General features: G+C 42.8%; 24 protein-coding genes. 15 read left to right on the top strand and 9 right to left on the bottom strand.

The genetic code is table 11. The features are described from left to right. Window positions 1-119 precede the first annotated feature (119 nt). Together B1201_RS09260 and argS are read right to left on the bottom strand one after the other, a co-directional pair. Window positions 120-719: an SPOR domain-containing protein gene (locus B1201_RS09260; protein ID WP_078193250.1), complete on the bottom strand. Its 600-nt coding sequence runs from the start codon at window positions 717-719 to the stop codon at window positions 120-122. Window positions 720-963: 244 nt separating this feature from the next. Continuing rightward, window positions 964-2,754, bottom strand: coding sequence for an arginine--tRNA ligase (gene argS / locus B1201_RS09255; RefSeq protein ID WP_078193315.1), 1,791 nt, complete (start codon window positions 2,752-2,754; stop codon window positions 964-966). 178 nt (window positions 2,755-2,932) lie between these two features. Between argS and B1201_RS09250 the strand changes: the two genes are divergently transcribed. After that, window positions 2,933-3,220 (top strand): DUF2798 domain-containing protein, encoded by a 288-nt coding sequence (locus B1201_RS09250; protein WP_373684756.1) that lies wholly within the window; start codon window positions 2,933-2,935, stop codon window positions 3,218-3,220. Between the two features lie 59 nt (window positions 3,221-3,279). On the opposite strand, the gene B1201_RS09245 is transcribed toward B1201_RS09250, so the two are convergent. The 4 genes from B1201_RS09245 to B1201_RS09230 form a co-directional block, all read right to left on the bottom strand. Beyond that, entirely contained in the window at window positions 3,280-3,873 is a 594-nt protein-coding gene (locus B1201_RS09245; RefSeq protein WP_078193248.1) for a hypothetical protein, read from the bottom strand. Window positions 3,874-3,979: 106 nt separating this feature from the next. Beyond that, window positions 3,980-5,290, bottom strand: a complete 1,311-nt coding sequence (locus tag B1201_RS09240) for a DUF445 domain-containing protein (RefSeq protein ID WP_078193247.1) — start codon at window positions 5,288-5,290, stop codon at window positions 3,980-3,982. Window positions 5,291-5,316: 26 nt separating this feature from the next. Continuing rightward, window positions 5,317-5,874, bottom strand: a complete 558-nt coding sequence (locus B1201_RS09235) for a CC0125/CC1285 family lipoprotein (RefSeq protein ID WP_078193246.1) — start codon at window positions 5,872-5,874, stop codon at window positions 5,317-5,319. Window positions 5,875-5,933: 59 nt separating this feature from the next. Continuing rightward, window positions 5,934-6,473, bottom strand: a complete 540-nt coding sequence (locus B1201_RS09230) for a DUF924 family protein (protein WP_078190604.1) — start codon at window positions 6,471-6,473, stop codon at window positions 5,934-5,936. Window positions 6,474-6,683: 210 nt separating this feature from the next. Here B1201_RS09230 and gshA point away from each other — a divergent pair, with 210 nt between their 5' ends. Both gshA and B1201_RS09220 read left to right on the top strand, forming a co-directional pair. Continuing rightward, entirely contained in the window at window positions 6,684-8,261 is a 1,578-nt protein-coding gene (gene gshA, locus B1201_RS09225) for a glutamate--cysteine ligase (protein ID WP_078193245.1), read from the top strand. Window positions 8,262-8,282: 21 nt separating this feature from the next. Beyond that, window positions 8,283-8,810: a disulfide bond formation protein B gene (locus B1201_RS09220; RefSeq protein WP_078193244.1), complete on the top strand. Its 528-nt coding sequence runs from the start codon at window positions 8,283-8,285 to the stop codon at window positions 8,808-8,810. 68 nt (window positions 8,811-8,878) lie between these two features. On the opposite strand, the gene B1201_RS09215 is transcribed toward B1201_RS09220, so the two are convergent. Next, window positions 8,879-10,210, bottom strand: a complete 1,332-nt coding sequence (locus B1201_RS09215; RefSeq protein WP_078193243.1) for an alpha/beta hydrolase — start codon at window positions 10,208-10,210, stop codon at window positions 8,879-8,881. A 243-nt stretch (window positions 10,211-10,453) separates the two neighbouring features. On the opposite strand from B1201_RS09215, the gene B1201_RS09210 reads away from it, so the two are divergent. The 8 genes from B1201_RS09210 to B1201_RS09175 all read left to right on the top strand — a co-directional run bounded on the left by B1201_RS09210 (window position 10,454) and on the right by B1201_RS09175 (window position 19,951). Beyond that, the gene (locus tag B1201_RS09210) at window positions 10,454-11,053 is read left to right on the top strand and encodes a YqiA/YcfP family alpha/beta fold hydrolase (RefSeq protein ID WP_078193314.1); all 600 of its coding nucleotides are present in this window, start codon (window positions 10,454-10,456) and stop codon (window positions 11,051-11,053) included. A gap of 186 nt (window positions 11,054-11,239) precedes the next feature. Next, window positions 11,240-13,120 carry a DNA topoisomerase IV subunit B gene (gene parE, locus B1201_RS09205; protein WP_078193242.1) on the top strand — a complete coding sequence of 627 codons (1,881 nt, stop codon included), beginning with the start codon at window positions 11,240-11,242 and terminating at the stop codon, window positions 13,118-13,120. A 373-nt stretch (window positions 13,121-13,493) separates the two neighbouring features. Continuing rightward, window positions 13,494-14,780: an urea ABC transporter substrate-binding protein gene (urtA, locus tag B1201_RS09200; protein ID WP_078193241.1), complete on the top strand. Its 1,287-nt coding sequence runs from the start codon at window positions 13,494-13,496 to the stop codon at window positions 14,778-14,780. Between the two features lie 95 nt (window positions 14,781-14,875). Continuing rightward, complete coding sequence (gene urtB / locus B1201_RS09195) at window positions 14,876-16,510, top strand: urea ABC transporter permease subunit UrtB (protein ID WP_078193240.1); 1,635 nt, start codon at window positions 14,876-14,878, stop codon at window positions 16,508-16,510. A gap of 4 nt (window positions 16,511-16,514) precedes the next feature. Continuing rightward, complete coding sequence (urtC, locus tag B1201_RS09190) at window positions 16,515-17,588, top strand: urea ABC transporter permease subunit UrtC (RefSeq protein ID WP_078193239.1); 1,074 nt, start codon at window positions 16,515-16,517, stop codon at window positions 17,586-17,588. Next, entirely contained in the window at window positions 17,585-18,406 is an 822-nt protein-coding gene (urtD, locus tag B1201_RS09185; protein ID WP_078193238.1) for an urea ABC transporter ATP-binding protein UrtD, read from the top strand. Before urtC ends, urtD begins: the two co-directional genes overlap by 4 nt. Before the next feature lie 10 nt (window positions 18,407-18,416). Further along, window positions 18,417-19,115 (top strand): urea ABC transporter ATP-binding subunit UrtE, encoded by a 699-nt coding sequence (urtE, locus tag B1201_RS09180; protein ID WP_078193237.1) that lies wholly within the window; start codon window positions 18,417-18,419, stop codon window positions 19,113-19,115. A 353-nt stretch (window positions 19,116-19,468) separates the two neighbouring features. After that, on the top strand, window positions 19,469-19,951 hold the full coding sequence (locus B1201_RS09175; protein WP_078193236.1) for a DUF1877 family protein: 483 nt from the start codon (window positions 19,469-19,471) through the stop codon (window positions 19,949-19,951). A gap of 18 nt (window positions 19,952-19,969) precedes the next feature. On the opposite strand, the gene B1201_RS09170 is transcribed toward B1201_RS09175, so the two are convergent. Together B1201_RS09170 and B1201_RS09165 are read right to left on the bottom strand one after the other, a co-directional pair. Then, a complete protein-coding gene (locus tag B1201_RS09170; RefSeq protein WP_078193235.1) occupies window positions 19,970-20,470 on the bottom strand; it encodes a GNAT family N-acetyltransferase in 501 nt (166 codons plus the stop codon). 101 nt (window positions 20,471-20,571) lie between these two features. Beyond that, window positions 20,572-21,309 carry an outer membrane protein OmpK gene (locus B1201_RS09165; protein ID WP_078193234.1) on the bottom strand — a complete coding sequence of 246 codons (738 nt, stop codon included), beginning with the start codon at window positions 21,307-21,309 and terminating at the stop codon, window positions 20,572-20,574. 495 nt (window positions 21,310-21,804) lie between these two features. On the opposite strand from B1201_RS09165, the gene B1201_RS09160 reads away from it, so the two are divergent. From B1201_RS09160 to dsbD, 4 genes are all read left to right on the top strand, one after another. Next, complete coding sequence (locus B1201_RS09160; RefSeq protein WP_078190593.1) at window positions 21,805-22,170, top strand: HPF/RaiA family ribosome-associated protein; 366 nt, start codon at window positions 21,805-21,807, stop codon at window positions 22,168-22,170. A gap of 128 nt (window positions 22,171-22,298) precedes the next feature. Beyond that, the gene (locus B1201_RS09155) at window positions 22,299-22,841 is read left to right on the top strand and encodes an ankyrin repeat domain-containing protein (RefSeq protein ID WP_078193233.1); all 543 of its coding nucleotides are present in this window, start codon (window positions 22,299-22,301) and stop codon (window positions 22,839-22,841) included. A 14-nt stretch (window positions 22,842-22,855) separates the two neighbouring features. Further along, entirely contained in the window at window positions 22,856-23,626 is a 771-nt protein-coding gene (locus tag B1201_RS09150; protein WP_078193313.1) for a transporter, read from the top strand. 54 nt (window positions 23,627-23,680) lie between these two features. Continuing rightward, on the top strand, window positions 23,681-25,477 hold the full coding sequence (gene dsbD / locus B1201_RS09145; RefSeq protein WP_078193232.1) for a protein-disulfide reductase DsbD: 1,797 nt from the start codon (window positions 23,681-23,683) through the stop codon (window positions 25,475-25,477).

Raw genomic sequence — 25,477 nt, 5'->3', positions numbered from 1 at the left:
GTTAGGGAGAGGTTTTTGAGCTAAGCTGATGTATTCAAAAAAGAATCCCTTCTAACCTCCCTTTATTGAAGGAATGAATAAAAAAAAGCGCCATCAGGCGCTTTTTTTAATTGCAAAATTTAGCGTTTTACGACAATCGAGTCGATACTGCTATGACGTAAAGTTTGCTGTGCAATCACAGCAGCTTCTTGTGAATCATAGGGGCCAGACACGACGCGATACCAAACTTTGCCATTTTCATTACTTTGGATCACATCGGCAGATAAGCCATTTAAAATAATTTCTGCACGACGGGCATCGGCTTGGTCAGGGTCATCATAGCTACGCACTTGCAAAATATAGCTTGCAGGGGCAGGTGTTGTTTCTGTGGCTTCAATACCCGGCTCAGTCGGTGTAGTGGTATCCGTTTCAGGTGCTTCAACGATCACCACGGTTTCTTTGGTATCTGTTTCAGGCACAGCTTGATCTGGAATCGGGGTGACTTGTTGCTGAGGCAACAGATCATAAAAACGGTAATCTTTATTGGTTTCTTCTTGGTAGTGTTCAGAGGTAATTTGACCTTTCGGTTTTACCGGCTCCCATGGTTTCCATAACATCAAGGCCACCAAGAAACTCAACACGATTAAAATGATCACAAGTGTACCTAACCATGCAGGAATCAATGGTTTTTTAGGCTGATTTGGCCGCTCTGATACACCGCGTTGCGTTTTTCCAAACACGAGGAAACCTCTTTAATTGTAATTGTTACGAACCTAGTGGGAACTGACCCAAAACCAAGTTCTGATTATTATATATTACATGACTGTCATGCTGTTTATGTTTAATTTTCACAATTTCAACATCTTCAATTTTTCATAAAAAGATGACTGAATATCCATGAAAATACAGGCTCATAAAGAGCCTGTATTGGCGTCAATGTATATGGTCATACATGGACGGATTCTAACGTATGCTAAGAATTGCTTACATTGATTCAGGCGCACTCACACCCAATAATTCAAGACCATTGCGTAAAACTTGCTGTACATTTACAGACAGTAATAAGCGCGCTTGAGTCAGTTCTGCATCATCACCCAAGACTTTATTTTCGTTGTACCAACCATGGAACAACGCCGCCAACTCTTTCAAGTAGTTACCCACTTGGTGTGGTTCATAGCTGTTTGCTGCACGAACCACAATTTCAGGGTAAGCCGCAAGTTTAGCAAGAACTTCAGTTTCAGCTTCTAACTCAAGTTTAGCTGCAAATTGACGTGCAGCTTCAGCAGAGAATTGAACGTCTGTCGCAGCGGCTTTTTCGAGCATACGGCAGATACGTGCGTGTGCGTATTGGATGTAGTACACCGCATTGTCTTTGCTTTGAGACACAGCAAGGTCTAAGTCGAAGTCAATGTGTTGTTCTGATTTACGCATGACATAGTAGAAACGAGCAGCATCGTTGCCTACTTCTTTACGTAAGTCGCGTAAAGTCACGAATTGACCTGAACGAGATGACATTTGAACCATCTCGCCGCCACGCCATAGGCTCACAAATTGAACCAAAAGCACCGTCAATTTTTTAGAATCATAGCCAAGCGCATCAATCGCTGCTTTCACACGTGCGATATAACCGTGGTGGTCTGAACCCCAAATATCAATGATATCGGTATAGCCGCGTTGTAGTTTATTTAAATGATAAGCAATGTCGGATGCGAAGTATGTAGTTTGACCATTACGACGTTTCACAACACGGTCTTTTTCATCACCAAAATCAGTTGATTTGAACCAGATGTTGCCATCTTTTTCGTATAAGAAACCACGTTGATCGAGCATTTGTAATGCTTCATCAATTTTTTCAGTCAAGGTTGCTTCGCTGAACCATTGATTGAAAGTCACGCCAAATTCACCGAGGTCATCTTTAATGTCATCGAGAATGGCTTTCAGCGCAGCTTGATGGAACACACGGTAACCCGCAGCCAAATGGTTTTGTGAATTATGAATTAGGCCATCAATGTGTTTTTCTTTATCGCCTGAAACAACGACTTTATTGCCTTCGCTATCGAGTTCAGCAGCATATTGCACATCTTCTGGAACATCTTTGTAGATGTCGGCAACAGGGCGTACATAAGCATCACCATCTTTGTCGATAATGCTTTGTGCGATTTCTTTAACGTAGTCGCCTTGATATGCATTTTTAGGGAAGACCAGTTGTTGACCGGTCAATTCTAAATAACGCAAGTAAGTCGATGTCGCCAAGATATCCATTTGACGGCCAGCATCGTTGACATAGTATTCACGGTCAACTTTAGCACCTGTTGCCTCAAGGAGATTGGCAACGGTCATACCGTAAGCTGCGCCACGACCATGACCAACGTGTAGGCTAGACGTTGGGTTGGCTGAAACGAATTCCACTTGAACACGTTTTTCAGCATTGGCCTGTGTGCGACCGAACTGATCTTTCTGAGCTTGAATTTGGTCTAAGACAGCAAAACGTTGGTCAGCATTTAAAAAGAAGTTAATAAAGCCAGGACCTGCAATTTCTGCTTTGCTGATATCTGCGACTTCTGGAAGATTTGCCAGAATTTTTTCGGCTAAATCACGCGGCTTCATACCTGCAGCTTTAGAGGCAATCATGGCAATGTTCGACGCAAAGTCACCGTGGCTTCGGTCTTTGGTTCGGGTCAAATTGCTAGTATTGTTCCAGTCAGTTGGGAGTACACCTTCAGCTTGAAGGGATTGCACTGCATGATCGAGCGCTGCTTGTATTGCCGTATTCATAATCAGTCGAAAAATAAATGTCGCAGAAAAACGGTAAATATAGCAAATTTCAGACTCTTTAGGTGAACCCATTTGTTGCGAATAAAAAATATTCGATAAAAGTGGAAGCATTGCTTATATCGAAGTAAAACGATATAAGTAGTTTAGCGATTCAGGATCACTGCTTGAGTATATGGACATGTCACAACCCACCCCTAAAATTTTTGGCAATGTGCCGAAGTTAGCTGCACGCTGGGCGCTGATTATCGTGCCGTTTATTTTATCCTGTCTTATGAGCGGCATTATTTCGTTTATTAATATGCTCAGAAATTTAGGCTGGTTTGAGGGATTTATGACTCTATGGCTGCATAATTGGATGATTTCATGGGCAATTGCTTTTCCCATTGTACTGATTTTATTGCCATTTGTTCGAAAGTTTACAGGCCTGCTGGTTGATATGTCAGGGCCACAGCCACCTGCAAAATAAGCCTGCATGTAAGTCACAGTTGAGTAAAACGGTGACTTACTGCATTTCGCTTTAAATATTTATAGGCTATCGCGACAACTTACTGCTTTAGAGAGTAATTCGGCTTTGTTGTTTTGGAAGGTATAGAGTTTTGAGGCATTAAACACTTTAATGACTTTGGCCTGAGCGACAGCGGTTTTAAAGCTTTGGAACTTTTGCTGATGGGCTGTCTCAAACGGATTTCCAAAGTTTTTATTGTCGAGCAGAATTTGAATTTGCCCCACATTTGTATCATGTGCTTTTAGGATCTCTTGGCCATCCGCGTTGCTTATACTGAAAGTTGGGCGCTGAGTGCTGATTTTGCAATTTAATTTGAAGCTCAAAGTGAAATTATCTGCCGATTTATTTTTGAGGGTAGATGTGCCTTGTTGATCATTTTCAATATAGATCCACTGATTTTTCGGCATATTGGTCAGTAGGGTTTCTAACTGTTGTTGGGTACTTTTGCTGATATCGACAGTGCCTTTTTTATCGATTTCAGGGGCTTTTTCTTTACCGAGCATGCCCATCACTTTGTCGCTGACTGTGCTACTGGTTTTGGAAATGGTCTGGCAAGCGCTTAAGCTACTGATGATTAGAATGAATGGTAGTGTATAGATGGCAGGTAAGTGCATAGATTTTATTGTTCTATTAAATTTTCGGATCGGCAAAGTTTAACGGTTCTACACATAAAGCTCAAACCTGCGGCCAATCTCCTTTGAGGAGGACTGCTGCAGGCGGCTAAAGCAGCCATTCTACACAGGCACGAATAATCCCCAGTGAAAGGCCAATAAAACCACCGACCACGACACCATTGACTCGAATCATATGCAAGTCGCCACCGACTTCGTTTTCGATCTTATCGATCATTTCACGTGAGTCCCATTCATGTATACGTTCACTGATAAACCGAATAACTTTTTCGCTATATTGATCGGAGAGATTGATGGCAATATCACTCATTTTTTCATTCAGCAATTGGCGTACAGCGACATTAGAGACAATATTTTCGCCCACTTGTTGAATGGCGACTCGTAGGTTTTGTGCAATCCCAGAGTCGGGTTTTTCTAAATCAGAACGAATCGCGTCGCATAAAATCACCACTGCACCACTGATAAAATTCAACATTTGTGGACTATCGAGCATGGCATCTTTGGTACTGTTCAGGCGTTGGCTGGCAACACTCTGATTGTCCGCCAGTTGCTGCATAAGCTGCTGTGCCATGTCTTCGATTTTACGGCGCCACGGATGTTCATGGTCGGCAAGCATCGACTCGACACGACTGACCAGTGAATCAATGGTGCGTTGTTGTACATCAATGCCGATCCAGCTGGCGCCTTTAGCTAGCTTCCATACCCCAAGTTCTTTAAACAACTGACGTGATAAATCACGGGTTTGTTCAGGATGCTGTAGCATCCAATCATGGGCTAAATCCAGTCCACGTTGCAGGACATCTTGATGGAAGTCATTTTCTAAAACTGCTCGTAGCATTTCACTGGCAAGATGGTTGACTTGCGTATTGCGTACCCATTGCACGCTGTTATTTTGGATAAATCGTCCAATTTGTTCCTGACCGACAAATTCGAAAATTTTCGGTACCGTTTGCTGAATGACTTGAGTCACTTGCGCATTATTGTGCGGATTGGCCAACCATTTCCCGACGGCAAGAGAGAGATCCGTCTCCGCTAAACTTTTTTCAACCACTTGTGGTGAAAGAAAATTTTCCTGAACAAAGCGGCCCATGGACTCAGCAATGCGCGCTTTATTGCGTGGAATAATTTCTGTGTGGTCACGTAAAAATTTAGGAATCGGAATACGACCAAAGGGATTGCGAAATAAAACGGTTATCGCATACCAGTCTGCCAAACCACCAACCACGCCAGCTTCTGCTGAAAGCATCAAAATATGAATGAGCCAAACATATTCGGGCAGTAATTTAGCTGCGATCATCAATGCAATCCACGCCAGCACCGCCACCACCAAAGCAATGGTGGCGAAGCGTTTACTGCGTTGCAGACTAGGTGAAACAGCGGGCTGTTCAGTTGGGCTCATCAATGATCGGGTCTCTATGGGTTGACTTATTTAGAGGTAGGCTCAGCGGCTACAGGCAAAGGATTTCCTTGGCTGTCTAAACCATATTTAGCTCCGAGTGACTGCAAAATCAAGCGAGCATCAAAGGCATCCTGAGGGGCTTTGGCACGATCTTTATAGCAAGTAATACTGTAGGAAACTTGAGTTGGATCGAGTGTGACCACCTGTGGAACGTCATAAAACGGGCCTGGCCAAAATCCGGGATGGCGACGATAATAGCCATATGGATAAGGCATAGGGTCTGGGTAAATCACCGCTTGGCGCGGCGGTTTTTGACTCCGATTACTCGGGTCATCCATGACTTTAAAATATTGAAAGCCATTGTGTAGGGTGGTTTGAGCGGCTTTAACCAAGGTGATTTCTTCGGCAGTACCATAGCTCATATTGGGTCTAGCTTGGAAGCTAATCCGATAGCTTTGAGCATTTAATGGTGTCGCAGAATATTGACCGAGTTGTTCAAAGGTCAAAGGTTTTGATGGGGTTGTGGCACAGCCAGTTAAACCGAGTGCTGCGGTTATGGCTGCTGCGATAATGAGTTTGTTCATGCGCATACTCCTGTTTAATCGGTTCATGGCAAGGGGAGATACTGGCCAAAAGCCGTCAATTAAAAGCTAGAATTGGGCTGGGTTAAAAATTCCAATTCCTCTGCTGTAGATGTTCTGCCCAATACCGCATTGCGATGCGGGTAACGTCCAAATCGATCGATAATCACTTTATGCTTTTTTTCAAATTCTAAGTTGATCGGATTGCCCAGTTGCTCAAATAATTTTAACGCGCTTTGATGGATTTTTGTCGATTCGCTATGCATAAAGGGCATATATAAAAATGAGCGCTGTTCAGGGCTTAATTGTAGATCTAAACCCTGCGCGATGGCTTCTTGTGCAAGCGCCAAAGCCAGTGCATCTTGGGCAAAAGCCAAGCCAGAGTCACGGAATAAATTTCTAGAAAATTGATCTAAAACAATAATTTCAGCCAATCGACCTTCGGCAGTAGTACGCCATTGCCACAGTTCTGCTTGACTGGCCGCTTGATGGATGTCTTTAAACTTTTTTTCGATTAAAACATCAAAATTATTGCTTTTAGCGAACCAATTGGGCTGATTTTCTGGGTTAAACCAAAATTCGAGAATATCTTGATAATTCATAAGTTTTAAGCATTATTAGCATATATTTGTTTATAAAATCACAAATTTCAAATGTCATATAGAGTAAGTTTGTGATAAAAAATTGCCAAAATAAAATCACGGTTTGTCTCAAAACTATACAGTGGGTCATATGCCCACTTCAAATCGCGTTATACTGATATAAACTGATGATTTTATTTTAGTAGTTTCTTCCATTTAAGCGAGATAGCAATGAGTCAACCCGAATCGACCTCTCAAGACATTTTACCGACTTGGGTAGATTCTTCGCTGATTAAAGGAATGTTGCGCGGTATTGAGCGTGAAAGCTTACGTATGCAAAGCAACGGTTTCTTGTCTCAGGCCGACCATCCCCAAGCCTTGGGTGCGGCTTTGACTCATCCGCATATTACGACAGACTATTCTGAAGCTTTGATGGAATTTATCACGCCACCAAAAGAAACTATTACAGAGGCGTTGAACTATCTGCAAGATATTCATGCTGTTGCGCATACGCATTTAGAACATGGTGAAAAACTTTGGCCGTTGTCGATGCCATGCATGTTGGATAAAGATGAAGACAGTATTCGTTTAGCGCAATATGGCAGCTCGAATATAGGACGTTTTAAAACCTTGTACCGTCGTGGTTTAGGGGTGCGTTATGGTCGCCGGATGCAGACCATTTCAGGGGTGCATTATAATTTATCCTTCCCAGATCATTTCTTTGAAGCACTGCAACAACACGAAACTGATGATGCCCTTAAAGCATTGAGCTTACAGGATTATCGCAGTCATCGTTATTTTGGCCTGATCCGTAATTTTATCCGTTTAACGCCATTGGTGATGTTTTTGGTTGGAGCGAGCCCGTCGGTGTGTAAATGTTTTATGACTGGACGAGAACATCAGCTGTTACCGCTCTTAAAAGGCACGCTATTTTTACCTTATGCGACGGCACTGCGTATGGGAAATTTTGGCTATCAAAATTCAGCACAAAAACAGTTAGGGATTCACTACAACGACATTCAGGCGTATTTGGAAGGTTTGCAAAAAGCGGTGCATACCCCGTATGCCGCATTTAGTCATTTAGGTTTAAATGATGAACACGGTGATCCGATTCAAATTAATGACCATGTATTGCAAATTGAAAATGAATACTACAGTTTGGTTCGTCCGAAACAAGTGCCGCAGGATGGTGAAACACCATCTGAAGCCCTGCAAAATCGTGGCGTAGGTTATGTTGAACTACGTGCGGTTGATGTCAATCCTTATAGCCCGATTGGAATCAATGAAGACACGGCAGGCTTGCTTGAAGTGGTGGCTCTATACTGTTTATTGCAAGACAGCCCAGCATTGTTAGACGCCGAACAAAATGAAATTGAGAAAAATCAAGCGGAAGTAGTGAACCGTGGTCGTGCGCCAAATGCAGTGATTTTACAGCAAGGCCAAGCGATTCCAATTGAAACATGGTGTCGTACACATGTTGCTGCGATGCAACCGTTGGCTGAATTGCTGGATGATTCTTACAATACAGATATTTACACTCAGGCAATGGCTGTGATGCAATCACGCATCGATGAAGTCGATGAAACATTGTCGGCACGTATGATTAGCGATACTTTAGAACAAGGTGGAACTTGGGGCTTTGGTAGCTTTATGGCCTTACAACATGCTGAAGTGTATGAGCAGCATGTCTTGAGCCCTGAAGCTGCTGCATATTTTGCACAAGCTGCTGAGCAGTCTTTAGAAAAACAGGCTCAACTTGAGCAAGACTGTACCTTGAGTTTTGAAGAATATTTGAAAAACTTCAGATAAAAAATTTTAAGAGGATTTACCATGAAATGGAGTTTCCGCTTCGTGAGTGGTTTGTTGTTTTTAGCCAGCGTGATCGGTATGTCTTTTGCGCTGTTTTTAGAACATGTACAAGGCTTAGAACCTTGTCCGTTGTGCGTTTTCCAACGTATTGGTTTGATTGGACTTGGCATCATTTCATTGATTGCATTGATTCACAATCCAGCATCGAATTGGGGTAAACGAATTTACGCATTGTTGGGGACACTGTCAATTCTATGGTCTGCTGGGGTGGCTGCGCGTCATATTTGGCTGCAAAACTTACCGCCAGATAAAATACCGAGTTGTGGTCCGGGACTGGATTATTGGGTAGAAACGCTGCCTTTAAAATCGGTCTTTGAGCAAGTACTGACCGGCTCTGGTGAATGTGCCAAAGTGGATTGGACCTTCTTGGGACAATCCTTACCGGTTTGGTCATTGGTGTTTTTTGCGGTATTAACCTTGCTCAGTCTTTGGCAGTTATTACGTAAATACCCAAGCAAACCAGTGCCACGTTTACGTGATAAATTCTAATTCTATGAAGCAAAAAAAGCCCTCAACAGAGGGCTTTTTTATACGAGTCTGCATGGGGGAAGTTTACCTTAGGTCAGGGCAATGCCTTCCACACTTTCCAAGTCCATCATAAATTCATAGATATGATCACAAGCTTTATCGTCATTGTTTGGATAGAACCAATGCACGATTTGCTCAGCCACTTGCGGATGATGCTGAATTTCAAAATGGTTCAAGCCATAAAAAATTGCTTTATGTGAATCTGGCACTTTCAGTTGATACCGTGCATTTGGGTGTTCTCCTAACGCACTTTTCACACTGACCAAGTAATCTCCAATCACATGTCGCGTTTTATTGCGACGATGTTCATATTCGATGGTCCCTGCAACGAGGTAGGTATTGATATGCGATGGAATCGGGGCTGGTTTACGGTTGTCGTCCATGAGTCCAATACGGACATCATTATGTTCCCAATCATCATCACGCACGCTGCCATAGCGCAAATCTAAAATGCCGTTACTGCGAATATTCACCACGTGGCCCACGATTTTGACCAAGGGGAAACGCCCCAATTGATCTTGCAGATGAAATCCGATACGTTCAAGCACAGCACCATGATGCGGTGAGCCTAAGCAGACTAGATTTTCTACTTGATGAATCCATTGATACATATTTTGTTTGCCATAAAAAATGGCACTACGGGACACTAAGCCCCCCATACTATGACCAATTAAGTCGATACTGGTAATACCCGGGTTACGACGGACCAAATCTTCTAATGTATTGGCGAGGCTGCGACCATTGGTCGAAATACGACGACCCGTATTGTAATTTAAATACAGCATGGTGTTGTGGTCACGTTGTGACAGTAATTTTTCACCAATGCCGCCATATTTGGCTGTCGACCATGACAGATGATTCATGCACAGCCCATGAATTAACAGGGTAATACGACCGTTTAATTCGCCTTTTTGTACCGCACCATAATGGTCGTAAACCACCATCGGTAAGGCCATCGGGTTGTGATATTTCAGTAAATAGTCGCCCAAGACCCCATTCAGTGCGCCCACTAAAAAATGTAAAGACGGAGTGAGGGGTTTGTCGTGTAAGCGTGGGAATTTTTCAATAATGCTACGCAGCGTTGGCGCAAGTAAATAATTGCCATAATTGAAAAAAGTGTTGTAAGAAAATTCGTAAATCCGTGCAATGGTCGGCTGCTTATGAAAGGCTTTCGAGCCTTGTTCGCTCATTCCAAAAATACTGATTAAAATTTCACGTTGAATGTTTTTGATCAAGTCATGCACGACATCACTAAAACGCATTGTCACGAGTTGTGCCAAACCTTCCAGCACATCTGCTTGACTGGGTGGAGTGCGGTCCCATTTACAATAGGTTTCATGCAATGGTGTTAAGCTAGGCATAATGTTCCTATCCTTACATTCAATGCTATCCCTCGATTGTATTTATTACTGGAATAGCCTGAAGTTTCATTGTTTATTTTATAAAATTCTCACGAACAGCTTTTACAATACCGATAACAGACCTGTCGGTGAATGCCTTTTGTCTGACAATTTTACTAAAAATTCAAATTTAGAAAATGTGACGCAGTTAGCACTTATATGCCACTTTTAAAGCAATTTAAAGATCAATTTGGAATCAAAATGATGAATATTGTGTATTTGCATGGTTTTCAAAGTAACTCAAATTCAGTGAAAGGACAGATACTGCGGCGCCATTGCGCAGACTTAAATGGTCTGCATGTGCATTTGCCAGATTTGAATATGCCACCGCTACAGGTGATGCAAAAGATGTCAGAACTGATTGAAGGTTTGGATGATGTGGTTTTGGTGGGGAGTAGTTTAGGTGGTTTTTATGCGACGCAGTTGATGGCGCGGCATCATATTCCTGCGGTGCTCATCAATCCCGCGGTCTATCCATGGCTATTATTTCGTGATTTATTTGGTGAGACGGCATTGCCTTATCAGGTAACTGAAACGTGGTGCTTGGATGATGCACAGCTCAATCAAATGCAGGCTTTGGCTGTATCTAAGGTTGAAAATGCAGATCAACTGTTGGTCTTGCTCCAACAAGGAGATGAAACCTTGGATTATCGTGATGCCACTAGTTTTTATAGTGCGGTTCAAGCCGGCACGGCTATGCTGATCACTGAGGTGGGTGGAACGCATGGCATGGATGATTTTGCAGAAAAAATACCGATGCTCTTGCAGTTTTTATCTGATGCTGTCAAAAATATGCCTCAATAAAATGATCCAATACAAATGCTGACCAGCTAGATTCAACATACACAAATAGGCAGTTACGACATCATTTGACGTTTAAATTGTTTAAGAAAATGGCGGCTGATCGCAAGAGATATGCATTTTAATAAAAAAGCATATACTGTAGCGCTCGAAGAAATGTTTTAACCAAAAAGCAGGGAATTTTGCAACGTGACGCAATATACGGCTCAATCACTTGAAGTTTTATCTGGCCTGGATCCGGTACGTCGCCGTCCGGGTATGTATACAGACACTACACGACCAAACCATTTGGCGCAGGAAGTGATAGATAACTCCGTCGATGAAGCGCTTGCAGGTCATGCCAACAAAATTACTGTGACGGTTTATAAAGATGGTTCTTTGTCGGTAGAAGACAATGGACGCGGTATGCCTGTTGATATTCATCCTGAGTATGGTCAAAGCGGGATTGAAATTATTCTGACCAAATTACATGCCGGTGGTAAGTTCAGTACCGATAACTACCAATTCTCAGGTGGTTTACACGGTGTGGGTATTTCGGTGGTGAACGCACTGTCAGATCGTGTTGAAGTGGAAGTTCAGCGTCAAGGCAATCTATATAAAATGGCCTTTGAACATGGCGTTCCTGTGGCACCGCTTGAGGTGTTGGAAGGTAAATGCGCTAAACGTGCAACCGGTACTACCGTGCATTTTTGGCCTGAAGCCAAATATTTTGATTCGCCTAAATTTGCGCTGAAAGCCTTAAAACACAACTTAAAAGCCAAGGCTGTTTTGGCGGCAGGCTTGCAGATTATTTATATCGATCAAATCAACAACGAAAAGATCGAATGGCAATTTGAAAATGGTTTAGTCGACTATTTGATGGATGAGCTGCAAGACCGTGACATCGTTCCTGTTCCTGCATTTGTGGCGACTGGTGAAGCTGAACGTGCCAGTGCTGAATTTGCCATTTGCTGGAACGTTGAAGGCGGCGAACAGATTCAAGAAAGTTATGTCAATTTGATTCCAACTGCGCAAGGCGGTACTCATGTCAACGGTTTACGTTCAGGTGTGACAGATGCGATTCGTGAATTCTGTGAATTACGGAATTTATTACCACGGAATATGAAGCTTTCTGCCGAAGATGTGTGGGATGGCGTCAACTTTATTCTGTCTTTAAAATTCCAAGAGCCACAATTTTCGGGTCAGACCAAAGAACGACTTTCAAGCCGTGAAGCCTCTAGTGTGGTGTTAAATATTGCTAAAGATGCCTTTGCACTGTGGCTGAATCAAAATTCTGATATTGCTATGCAACTGGCAGAAATGGTGATTGCCAAGGCCGGTCGCCGTTTAAAAGCTGCGAAAAAAGTTGAACGTAAAAAGATTGTTTCAGGTCCAGCTTTACCAGGTAAATTGGCTGACTGTGTGGGGCATACCCTCGAAGAATCAGAACTGTTTATTGTGGAAGGGGATTCTGCAGGTGGTTCTGCAAAGCAAGCACGTGATAAGAACTTCCAAGCGATCATGCCGATCCGCGGTAAGATTTTAAATACTTGGGAAGTGTCTTCAGACGAAGTTTTGGCATCGCAAGAAGTACACGATATTGCAATTGCCATTGGCGTTGATCCGGGCAGTGACGACTTGTCAGAACTACGTTATGGCAAGATTTGCATCTTGGCCGATGCCGACTCGGATGGTTTGCACATTGCAACTTTACTTTGCGCACTATTCGTCAAACATTTCCATACTTTAGTTGAGGAAGGACATCTGTTTGTGGCGATGCCACCGCTGTTCCGTATTGATGATAATAAAGACGTTCATTACGCGCTGGATGAGGAAGAATTAAATAGCATTTTGAAAAAATGCAAAACCAAAAATCCACAAATTACTCGATTCAAAGGTTTGGGTGAGATGAACGCGAGTCAGCTGCGTGAAACGACTATGGATCCCAATACACGTCGTTTAGTGCAACTGGACTTGGATGACGTACAGTTTACTTCAGGTTTACTCGACAAATTATTGGCGAAGAAACGCTCTTCAGACCGTAAACACTGGCTGGAGCAGAAGGGTAATTTGGCCGATTTGGCGGTTTAAAATTGCAATAAGAAAAAAACCACGCAAGTGGTTTTTTTTGCTTTAAATTTAGGAAAAGCTGCATGATTTGTGTGCTAATAAACCGTATTTTTTGAAAAACGTCGCAAAATTGTTCAATTATAGGTCAAGTGTTGGATACAAGTTTGTATGCATCTTTGCGGTGATTTTATGGTATTTGAATCGACCCATAAAAAATTAAAAGCAGATTTTATGATTGTAACTATATGAAAAATAATATTTAAAAATAAATAAAAGCACTCAATCAAAATAAAAAATAAGGCTTGGCACAGTTATTGAATTGCTCTGTTGTGATGAAAGACAACAAATGCATTTTAAAAATGTGACTTACAAGCTTAGGTTGGGAGTGTGAATAATGTTTCAACGCAATGTATTTGCTAAAAGTATTTTAGCAGCAACGATGACTGGGGCGATTGCTTTAACGGGCTGTTCAAAACCTGCAGAAGAAAAAACAGAAAGTGCTGTATCTGAACCAAAAGCCGCTGCAGCAAGTGGCGATACTATTAAAGTCGGGATCTTACATTCGCTGTCAGGCACGATGGCGATCTCAGAAACTTCTCTGAAAGATACGGCCTTGATGGCGATTAATGAAATTAATGCCAATGGCGGGGTATTGGGCAAAAAACTAGAACCTGTGGTGGTTGATCCGGCATCGGACTGGCCATTATTTGCAGAAAAAACCCGTCAGTTGATTACCCAAGACAAAGTGGCCGTGATTTTTGGCTGCTGGACGTCGGTATCTCGTAAGTCAGTTCTACCCGTGGTGGAAGAATTAAATGGCTTATTGTTCTATCCCGTTCAGTATGAAGGTCAGGAACAGTCTAAAAATATTTTCTACACAGGTGCGGCACCGAATCAGCAAGCGATTCCTGCTGTTGAATACTTGATGAGTGAAGAGGGCGGTAAGGCAGAACGCTTTGTACTGTTGGGCACAGACTATGTTTACCCACGTACCACCAACAAAATCTTACGTGCATTCTTAAAGTCGAAAGGCATTGCCGATGCAGACATCATGGAAGAATACACGCCATTTGGTCATAGCAACTATCAAACCATTGTGGGCAATGTGAAGAAGTTTGCGGCAGGGAAAAAGACTGCTGTGATCTCGACCATTAACGGCGATTCAAATGTGCCGTTCTATCGTGAATTGGGCAACCAAGGCATCAAAGCTGCGGACATTCCAGTGATGGCGTTCTCTGTAGGTGAAGAGGAATTACGCGGTATCGACACCAAGCCGCTGGTCGGACACTTGGCATCGTGGAACTACTTCATGTCAGTGAAAAATCCAGTGAATACTGAATTCACCAATAAAATGAAGCAGTATGCCGTGGAATACAAACTGCCAAATGCCGATAAATTTGTGACCAATGACCCGATGGAGGCTACCTATGTCGGCATCAATATGTGGAAACAAGCGGTAGAAAAAGCAGGAAGCACAGATGTCGATAAAGTGCGTGAAGCTATGGCCGGCCAAGAATTTAAAGCGCCATCGGGCTATACCTTGCAAATGGATGCGTCGAACCATCATTTGCATAAACCAGTCATGATTGGTCAGATCCGTGCCGATGGTCAGTTTGATGTGGTACACAAAACCGCAAAAACCATTGCTGCAGAGCCATGGAGTCCGTACATCCCTAAATAATTCAATCCGAATGCCTGCTGCCATTGTGTAACAGGCATTTTTTGATGTGATCCCTAAATGGGGTTGTTCTATTACTCAATAGGGATGCTTATAAGATGAAAAAATTACGCAATTTTCCGATCCTTTTTCTATTCCTGAGTCAATTATTCTGTCTGCAAATCGTGCATGCAGAAACAGCAGCGGATGTGGTGCCTACGGTGCAATCTGTGCAGCAAGGTGACGCCATTCAGCAATTTGTTCGCGGGAGTTTTACCGAGCGACGCAGCTTACTCAATCAATGGCCGGGCGATATTGAATCCTTAGATCAGTTGGCCGCATTGGTTGAAAAAGATCAGTTATATAGTGGTCAAAGCGGTCAAACCTATATTTTAGAAACTGACGAAAAATTATTGAGCTATCCAGATTTGCAAACCGTGACGGATTGGCCTGCCGATTTATCTCAAGTCACCTTGGTGAATACCCTTCGTAAAGCCTTAACGTTTGCGCAAGCGAAAGAAAAGCTGCAATCGGATGATTTAAACCAGCGTTTAGATGCGATCGATATTTTAGAAAATAACTTGGCTGAGTTGGATGTTAAAAATATTAATCAATTGTATTTAAATGAAAAAAATAACAAAGTTAAAGCCCGTTTAGCGCAGCTCAAAGCACGCTTGGATTATCAAAATCCCGATGTATTACAAAAAATACAGGCGGCTAAAGTGCTGCAAGATTCTAACCGTCCCGATGTATTGGCGATGGTGGAACAGGAATTACAACAAGCCAACCTGCATCCCGAGTTAAAAGCCGCACTGACAGAAGCCAAGAGCAATATTAAAACCCGTATTCAGGCCAGTGAATGGACTGGACATGTCTTTTCTGGACTGAGCACGGCCAGTATTTTATTGCTTGCGGCGTTGGGCTTAGCCATTACGTATGGTCTGCTAGGCGTGATTAACATGGCGCATGGTGAACTGATCATGATCGGGGCCTATACCACGTATGTGGTGCAAAGCCTGTTTAAGAGTCATCTCAGTAGCTATGTCGACTGGTACCTCATTGCCGCGATTCCTGCTGCATTTATTGTCAGTGCTTTGATCGGCATGTTGATTGAACGTACCGTTATTCGTCCCTTGTATGGCCGTCAATTGGAAACACTATTAGCCACCTTTGGTGTGAGCTTAATTTTGATGCAATTGGTGCGCATGGTTTTTGGTGCGCAGAACGTTGAGGTGTCGAATATTTCATGGCTGTCAGGAGGGATCGCTGTGACACCGAGCCTGATGCTGCCTTATAACCGCATTGCCATTATTGGCTTTACCGTTGCGGTACTGTTGTTGCTGGTTTACTTGCTGAATAAAACCCGCTTTGGTTTATTTGTTCGTGCCGTGACGCAAAACCGTCAAATGGCACAGGCCGTAGGTATCCGTTCTAGCCGCATTGACATGATGGCTTTTGGTTTAGGTTCAGGGCTTGCAGGTTTGGCAGGTTGTGCCTTAGCACAAGTCGGCAATGTCGGTCCTGATTTAGGACAAAACTATATTATCGATGCGTTTTTGGTGGTTGTGGTTGGCGGTGTTGGTCAAGTATGGGGTGCAGTACTGGCGGCCTTAGGTCTAGGTGTCAGTGGCACAGTGCTGGAAATCGGCATGGGTGCGGTCTTAGCGAAAATTATTCTACTGGTTCTTGTGATTTTGTTTATTCAAAAACGTCCACAAGGTTTGTTTGCTATCAAAGGCCGTTTTGTGGAGTAAGCGCATGAAAATCACTTCGTTATTATCGAATAAACCTTATAGCGGTATGGCGGTTGCCGTGTGCTTTGCCATATTGCTGATTTTGCCTTGGCTACATGTATTGCCAGCCGATTCAGCACTGCATTTATCTGCGTATTGGGTCACGCTCATTGGCAAGATTATGTGTCTCGCTTTGGTGGCATTGGCCTTAGATTTGGTTTGGGGCTATGCCGGCATTTTAAGTTTGGGGCATGGTTTGTACTTTGCTTTGGGCGGCTATGCCTTTGGCATGTATCTCATGCGTGAAGCGGCAGGCGATGGCTTACCCGATTTTATGCGCTTTTTGAGTTGGACCGAGCTACCGTGGTACTGGATGGGCACTGAACATATCGTGTGGGCATTGGCTTTGGTGGTTTTAGTTCCGGGATTGATTGCCTTCATTTTTGGCTTCTTTGCCTTCCGCTCCAAAATTAAAGGCGTGTATTTTTCGATTATCACCCAAGCCATGACCTTTGCCGCTGCGCTACTGTTTTTCCGCAATGAAACCGGCTTTGGCGGTAACAACGGCTTTACCGGTTTTAAAACCATCTTAGGTCTAGATATTACCTCTGCACCAATGCGCGCAATCTTGTGTTTCCTCACTGCACTGACTTTGCTGGTCTGTTTTGTCGGTTTACGCCACCTGATGAATAAACCCTATGGTCGTGTACTTGGTGCAATTCGTGACAGTGAATACCGTTTGCAATATTTAGGTTACCGCACCTTATGGTACAAGCTCTCTGCATGGGTGTTGTCCGCTGTAATCGCAGGGATTGCAGGTGCTTTGTATGTCCCTCAAGTCGGCATTATTAACCCGAGTGAAATGAACCCTGTCAATTCGATTGAAATGGCGGTGTGGGTGGCTGCAGGGGGGCGCGGTACGCTGATTGGCCCGATATTGGGTGCAGGTTTAATCAACGGGGTGAAGACCTATTTCACGGTGGCTTATCCAGAGGCATGGCTATTGATTTTAGGTGCGCTGTTTATTGTGGTAACGATATTTCTGCCAAAAGGCGTGATTGGGCTATTAGAGCGGTTTAAAAAGGAGCGCAGCGAATGAATGATCAATGGGTTCAACCGCATGGCGGTCATGCTGTTGAAGGTTATGGACGACCAAAGGAGCAGGGTGCGGATTTCAGTCACGGGATTGCCTTGTATTTAGAAAAAGTCAGCGTTTGGTTTGATTCTTTCCGTGCATTAAATGATTTGTCGTTATATATCAAAGAAGGTGAGCTGCGCTGCATCATTGGTCCCAATGGTGCAGGAAAAACCACGCTGATGGATGTGATTACGGGGAAAACTCGCCCAGCAGAAGGTTCGGCTTTTTTTGGGCAAACCTATGATTTGGCAAAAATGAGCACAGAGCAAATTGCAGAAGCCGGGATCGGTCGTAAATTTCAAAAGCCAACCGTATTTGAAAATTTTACTGTGATGGAAAACCTGTTATTGGCTGCACCTAAAGATAAACGGGTGAAAAAGAGTTTTTTCAGCAAGCTTGATCCAGATGCGCAAAATGCCTTGGATGAATCTTTAGCACAAATCCGCTTAGAAGAATTGATCCATAAACCGGCAGGGCTGTTGTCACATGGTCAAAAGCAGTGGTTAGAAATAGGCATGCTACTGATGCAGCGTCCAAAGTTGATTTTGCTGGATGAACCTGTAGCAGGGATGACCGATGCTGAAACAGAGCGCACTGCAGAGCTGTGTTTAGAGTTGAAAAAGAACCATACCCTTATCGTGGTTGAACATGACATGAGCTTTATTGACACCATCAGTGAAAAAGTCACCGTGTTGGCGCAAGGTGCGATTTTGGCCGAGGGTACATTGGCCGAAGTCCAAGCCAATGAAGATGTCATTGAAAAATATCTCGGACGTTAAGGAGCAGACCATGTTAAAAGTCAAAGACGTCAATCAGTTTTATGGCGGCAGTCATATTTTAAGAGATGTGACATTTGCCGCTCCCGTGGGCGCATGTTCGGTGGTGCTCGGGCGAAATGGTGTGGGTAAAACCACCCTCTTAAAATGTTTAATGGGTATTTTACCGATCAAGTCTGGGCAGATCTTACTGGATGGCAAAGATATTTCTAAACTGAGTCCAGAGCAACGTGTACGCGAAGGATTGGCTTATGTACCGCAAGGACGGGATATTTTCTCGACCTTGACCGTTGAAGAAAATATTTTGATTGGGATGGCAAAATTTAAAGGCACTAAAACCCGAAAAGTGCCAGAACTTCTCTATGAGATTTTCCCCGTATTGGATGAAATGAAACATCGTCGAGGTGGAGATTTATCTGGTGGTCAGCAGCAACAATTGGCGATTGCCCGTGCGCTCGCTTCCGAACCACGGGTATTGATTTTAGATGAACCGACCGAAGGCATTCAGCCGTCGATTATTAAAGACATTGGTCGTGTGATTCGTCAGTTAGCCGATAGCGGAGAAATGGCGATTGTTTTGGTTGAACAGTTTTATGATTTTGCAGAAGAACTGGCAGATGAATATACTGTGATGGCGCGGGGGCAAGTGATTGCACAAGGTGTCGGTAGTGAAATGCCTGAAAAAGGCATTCGGGAATTGGTGGCGATTTAACATTTTGTTGACTGCGATGTGTGGCGGGCTTGTATTAAGCAAGCTCGTTACTCTTTTAATTCAATTTACTACGCTCAAAAAATCGTTGCTGGTCATGGCAGTGGCATCAATAAAACGAGTGGCATAAATTTTTTTTGTTTTAAACCATAAGCTTAAGTTGTTCTCAGTATTGTCATTTGAAGCTTCAGCATGTCGTGCTTAAGTGATGCTAAGTGCAGTACTGAAACTTGGGTAAAGGGCGAATGGGCATCCATCAGTATTCGATCAAATGCGGCCGAATATACAAAATATCTGCTTTATTTTTGTGTGGATTACATTAATCTAAATGTACGACATAACAAGAAGATAAGAATATGGACGCGATATTATATTTGATCCCACCGAATGATTTGGAAACACTGATTTTAGAAGCAGAAACCCCTCAAGATGTCTTGGATTCACCCTTTGTACAACACTCCTTTTTTTTAGGGGAAGCGTGGCAAGAGTTGAATCCATTATTAAGCATGAACAGTGATTCAGCTGCTGCACTGAATTATGCCATTCAGGCAGAACATCCATTGTCAGAGCGACGACCGGGACTGAGCCTTGCAGTGCATTACAATACTGTAGTTCGCGTTGCAGAAATCCATCAGGCATTACAACAGTTAAGCGTGGATGAAATCAAAAAACGTTATTTGGTCACGATTGCAGAAAACGCACCTGAGCAAGAGCTCAAATTGGCCGAATTAAAACTGCTTTTTTTACAGTTACAAGACCTTTATCGTGATGCGGTGCGTCATAACTTATCGGTGCTAAGTGTAATTCAAGATGGTATTCGTTTGGATAAATTACCATAAACACAGCCTCAACACGGGCTATAACTGAAGTTGCATTAAGACGAGATCACGCCATTCACCAAACTTTTGTCCCACTTCAGGCATATAACCTGTTTGCTTAAAGCCTAATTTTTTGTGCAGGGCAATCGAGGCGCTATTGCCGTGATCAATGCCTGCAATCATGACATGCATATTTTGGCTTTTGGCATGCTGAATTAGGTGCTCTAATAATTGCTGACCAAGACCCAGTCGAGCATAGTTTGGGTCAATATAAACAGAATGCTCAACAGTATGTCGATAGCCAGCAAAATTACGGAAAGAACCATAGTCAGCATAACCGGCGATTTGCTGTTGATCTTGATCTTCAATCACCACAAAAGGAAAATTTTGCTTTTGGAAATCCAGCAATTTCTGTTGAAAAGAGTCAAAGGTATAAGCTTGATCATTCCATGTCGCAAAGCCGTTGAGAACTTCATGATTATAGATTGCGAGAATGGCTGCTAAGTCTTGTGGAGTTGCAGGTCGAATGAGAAAAGACATGCGCAATTTTCTGATAAAAATAAAGTCAATTTAAAAACTTAGGCATAAAAAAAGCAAGGTGATGAACCTTGCTTTTTTCTTCATAGCGTTCTGAGTCGAACTTAGAAGTGGTATTTCACCAATGCGCTGACATCGTTTTGGTCTACGCCTTTAATACCAAATTTGTTGTTCCAAACAGAATGTTCGATACCAACATATAATTTAGTTTTTGGTGAAATGTGTTTACCCACATTCCATTTGTACTGAGATGTCCAGTTTAATTCACTTGCATGGTCTGCTTCAGCAGTAGACCAGTCTAGGAAGGCATCTGCTAAAAACTCTTCTGAACCTAATTTGAACGGCACGGCATAAGTGATTGTCATTTGATAATCATCTTTAGTCTTGTCGTTTGCTGCTTTATAGAAGTTCACATTCGCATATTGTGTATATGGAATATCGAGAGAGAAACCTACACCGTACAAGAAGTTGTTAAATTCAGAGTTGTGGTGATCGTAACCCGCATTATGTTCCCAAGTCGTTGCAATAAGAACATCTTTGATTGGACCCATAGAAAGGTCTTTACCAGAAACTTCACCTAAGCTTAGACGTGGCGCAAATTCTGCATAAGTTGATTGATCATCGTTACCATCCAATTGTTGGTCAACGAAGAAGAATACATCTGAATATTTCAGTTTAGCTGCATATTCGGCTGTGATCGTTGTACGGTCTTCAGTACCAACTTCATAGTTTTCACCATATAAGCCAGTTAAGCTGAAATCTTGCCATACGATAGGTGAAGCTTGAGTGAAAGCAGCAGCAGATGCTAATGCACATGATGCAACGATTTGTGTAAGTTTCATTAAAAAATATCTCCCCCGAGAAGCACTGAAAGCATACAGATTATTAAGCAAAAATAAAGCCAAATTTTACTCAACGGCAAAATTGTTTTGTAATTTGAAGGGGAAATATGCTGTGAATGATCAATGACGGTAAAAGCGAGATTTTGAGTTTGAATGGAATTGTGCAAATAGAAGGTGGACGTCGAGGAAATGCACAAAAATATGACCCAAATCAATTAAAACAATGCAAATTTACAATAAAGTCTTACTTTTTGTATGGATATTAAAAAAATATCAAAATAGCACTTGCAAAATTCTAACTTAAGACCGATATTCGAAGTATAAGGACACGGATCTGCAGACTCTAAAGTGTTCATCATTCAATGTGGAGGACGACGTTCCATACAAAGTTGAAGATGGTCATTGCTGTAACATTTACAGCAAATGTAACGTGCCAAGATAATAAGTTTTGCACAAATTTTTATAGCTAATACAGATAGATATGAGGATGATATTATGAACATTGAAATCCGTACAGATAAAAACATTATAAACAGTGATCGACTAATTACATACGTTCGTGCAGAACTTAATGAAGAATTTCAGCGCCATAGTGAACGCATTACCCACTTTTCGGTGCATTTAAGTGATGAAAATGGGGATAAGGGCGGCAGCGACGACATCAAATGTATGATTGAAGCACGTCCAGCAGGTTTGAAGCCTGTCGTGGTCAACCATCGTGGTCATAATGTAGATACAGCTATTCACGGTGCAATTGATCGACTTAAACGTAGTCTTGAACATGTGTTCGAAAAGAAAGAGAACCCACGCAGTACACAACCTGCTTTTGCTGAAGCAGATGACAGCGTAGACGACGAATAAGTCTCAAAATTTAAAAAAGCCCTGCGGGGCTTTTTTTGTGTGTTTTGTATTTTGTTTTACATGAAATTCAAACAAACGCAGCTTTATTCGGCATAATAGATCAAAATAAATTGAAGTGAGCTTTCCAGATGTTAACAGCGCAACAACAGCTTTTTGTGCAAGCGTTAGAAGAACAAGATCTTGCACAGGTGCAACGCCTGTTGGCAGATGGTCTTAATCCAAATTTTATCGACTTTGAAAAAGGACCTGCGGTTTCTGTATGGTCTGATGGTTTGTTTAAATGGTGGGAAATGGTTTGCGAAGCGTATGAAGCAGGTCAACCCTTAACAGCTGAACAGAAAGCACAACATTTAGACGTACATATGCAAATCTTGGAAGCGCTGATTCAAGCCAAAGCCAATGTGCATTTATGGGATGCTGAAGAAATTTATGGTCCATTATGGGACGCCGCGAGTGCAGCATGTGTCCCTGCGGTACAGCGCTTATTGGATGAAAAAGTGAATCCAAATATGATTGATAGCGATGGTTTAACCATTTTATCGTCGATTAGTGAATTATTTTTTGACTGTGATTTTGACGCGGTAAATTGGTCAGAAGCATTGGAAGAAGAAAAACAAACCTTGGAGCTTTTGCGTAGCCATGGCGCAAAAATGACCAAAGAATTAGCATAATTGTGAGTAAAAACATGACTGTATTTAAAGTTTTAAGCATTGCAACATTATCCGGTTTGAGCCTGTCTGCATTTGCGGCGGATTTTTCATTTGACCGTCCGGGCGCGGGTATGGGCACAGGCATTACCCCTGTCGGTCGTTTGGCGTGGGAACAAAGTTTGCCAGCAGCGAGCTATAGTGAAAGTCGTGATGACAATGGTGAAAAAGTAAAAAACACCACTTTAAATGCAGACATGTTATTCCGTACTGGTTTGGCAAAAGATTTGGAATTGCAATTGGGTTGGCAAGGTCCTGCATGGTCTAAAACCAAAGTTGCGGGTCGCTCAGTTGAAGAAAATGGTTTGGGTGATGTCAGCATTGGCCTGAAAAAAGCCATTGATTTGAATGATGAGAAATTATCGATGGCCATTCTTGCTGAAGCCATTATTGCAACAGGCAATCAAGGCTCTAGTGCTGAAGATGACATTTATAGTCTGACTTCAGCCGTGGCTTATGATTATAGCGATATGATTGGTACGTCAATAACCATGCGTTATGAAGTTCAAGATGGTGATTGGGCTGTGAGTGCTATTCCTGGATTGGAATATCAAATAGCGGGTAATTTATCGGGTTTTTCTGAGCTGGTTTATCGCAAAGCAGAGAGTACCGATCAGGAAGTGTCATTAGCATCAGGTTTGACGTATGCCGTTTCAGATCGTATGCAGTTGGATGCGAGCGTTGGTCTAGAACTCACTGGCGGTCATAAAAATTATCAGTCAGGTTTAGGTGTATCTTACCTGTTCTAAAAGAATCCTAAATTTTAAAACGTATAAATACAGACTGAGGATGAATTCAGCTGAATGAAACAATGGACTTATGTTGCGGCAGCGGCTGTGCTGTCGTTCAGTATGGGCGTCTCTGCTCAGGATGCATTACTTTCAGCTGAAGATGCTTTTCCTTTCTCGGTCGTCTCCGATCGTGCAGATCAGGCGGAGCTGAGTTGGGATATTCCAGCGCATTATTATCTGTATCAGCACAAAATAGAGGTGAAGCAGGGCAATCAAGTTTTAGCTTTGGATTTGCCTGCTGCTGAGGATTTAAAAGACGATAACTATGGTCATACGCAGGTGTATTACCAACAGTTGAGTTTTAAAATTCCGACTCAAAAACTGCAGACCTATCAAGTCAGTTGGCAAGGCTGTGCCAAGGATCGGGTGTGTTATCCACCACAGAACATCAGCTTTGAAACGGATGCTTCTGGCTTGGTCACACAGCAAAATCTAGCCACTCCAAGTAAACGCTTACTCGACTTTGCAGCAGAAAATAATGCCGAACAGCCTACGGCGAATCGTTTAGATCAGCAGCGGGCAGATAATGCTGCACTGGCTTCTGATCGCTATACAGCAATTGACCAAATGTGGTCTGAAAAATTAGCGCAAAGCTCCATATTTTATGGACTTTTGCTGTTTTTTGGACTGGGTTTTTTGCTGGCTTTTACCCCTTGTTCATTGCCAATGCTGCCGATTTTAACCTCACTGATTGTCCGCGACAGCCGAGGTTTAAAAGCGTGGATGATTGCACTGACTTTTGTCACCAGTATGGCGATGGTGTATGCCATTCTTGGCTTGGTGGCGTCGTCTGCAGGTTTGAATTTCCAGCGTTGGTTGCAACAGCCTTCGACTTTAATTGCCTTTAGCGTGCTCTTTGTAGTTTTTGCTCTGAATTTATTTGGTTTATTTGAACTGAAATTGCCACGCAGTTGGGTCAATCGCTTAGACCAAGCTCAGTCGATGCAAAAGGGTGGTAGTCTCGTTGGCGCTGGAGTCATGGGGATGATTTCAGCATTACTAGTCGGTCCTTGTATGACAGCACCGTTGGCAGGTGCATTATTATTCATTTCCCAAACCCAAAGTCAGTGGCAGGGTGCATTATTGTTATTCACCCTCGGCTTTGGCATGGGGACCCCGCTATTGTTGGCCAGTGTCCTTGGCTCACGGGTATTGCCTAAAGCGGGTTTGTGGATGAATCAAATCAAGGTGCTCTTTGCTTTCATCATGTTGGCATTAGCTTTGTATTTTATTCGACCATTGATCAGTGAAGCTTGGTTACAGTGGTTATCCCTTGCTCTGGGGCTGGTGTTTAGCGCTTATGTGCTTTGGCGCATTTTATGGCGCAGTACTCAGCTCAAATGGTTGTATATCTTGGTGTTCTGTGCAGCTGTACCTTATATTGTGTACAGTCAATATCAACACAGCCAACGTTTTTTAGTCGAAGAAAGTCAACAACAAAGTGCTTGGCATGTGGCACATACAGCGGAAGAGTTTCAACGTTTGTTAAGTGAAATTCCTCAAGGTCAATCCGCGATTATTGATGTCTATGCCGATTGGTGTGTGGCCTGCCAGCCGATTGAACATAAAGTTTTAAAATCGGCTGCGGTACAACAGGCTTTGGCACCGTATTACTTAATTAAGTTAGATTTGAGTCAGTATGATGCAACCCATCAAGTACTGCTCAATCAATGGGATATTTTAGGGCCACCGACCTATTTATTTTTAGATACAGCGCATCAAGAGATACGTGGACTGCGTTTGACGGGTGCTTTTAGCGAGAAAGAATTGCTAGCGCAATTGGAAAAATTTAAATCGCGTGGAGAATAA

The organism is Acinetobacter sp. ANC 5600 (assembly GCF_002018395.1).
GTDB lineage: Bacteria > Pseudomonadota > Gammaproteobacteria > Pseudomonadales > Moraxellaceae > Acinetobacter > Acinetobacter amyesii.
This window is presented reverse-complemented; position numbering and strand designations above follow the sequence as displayed.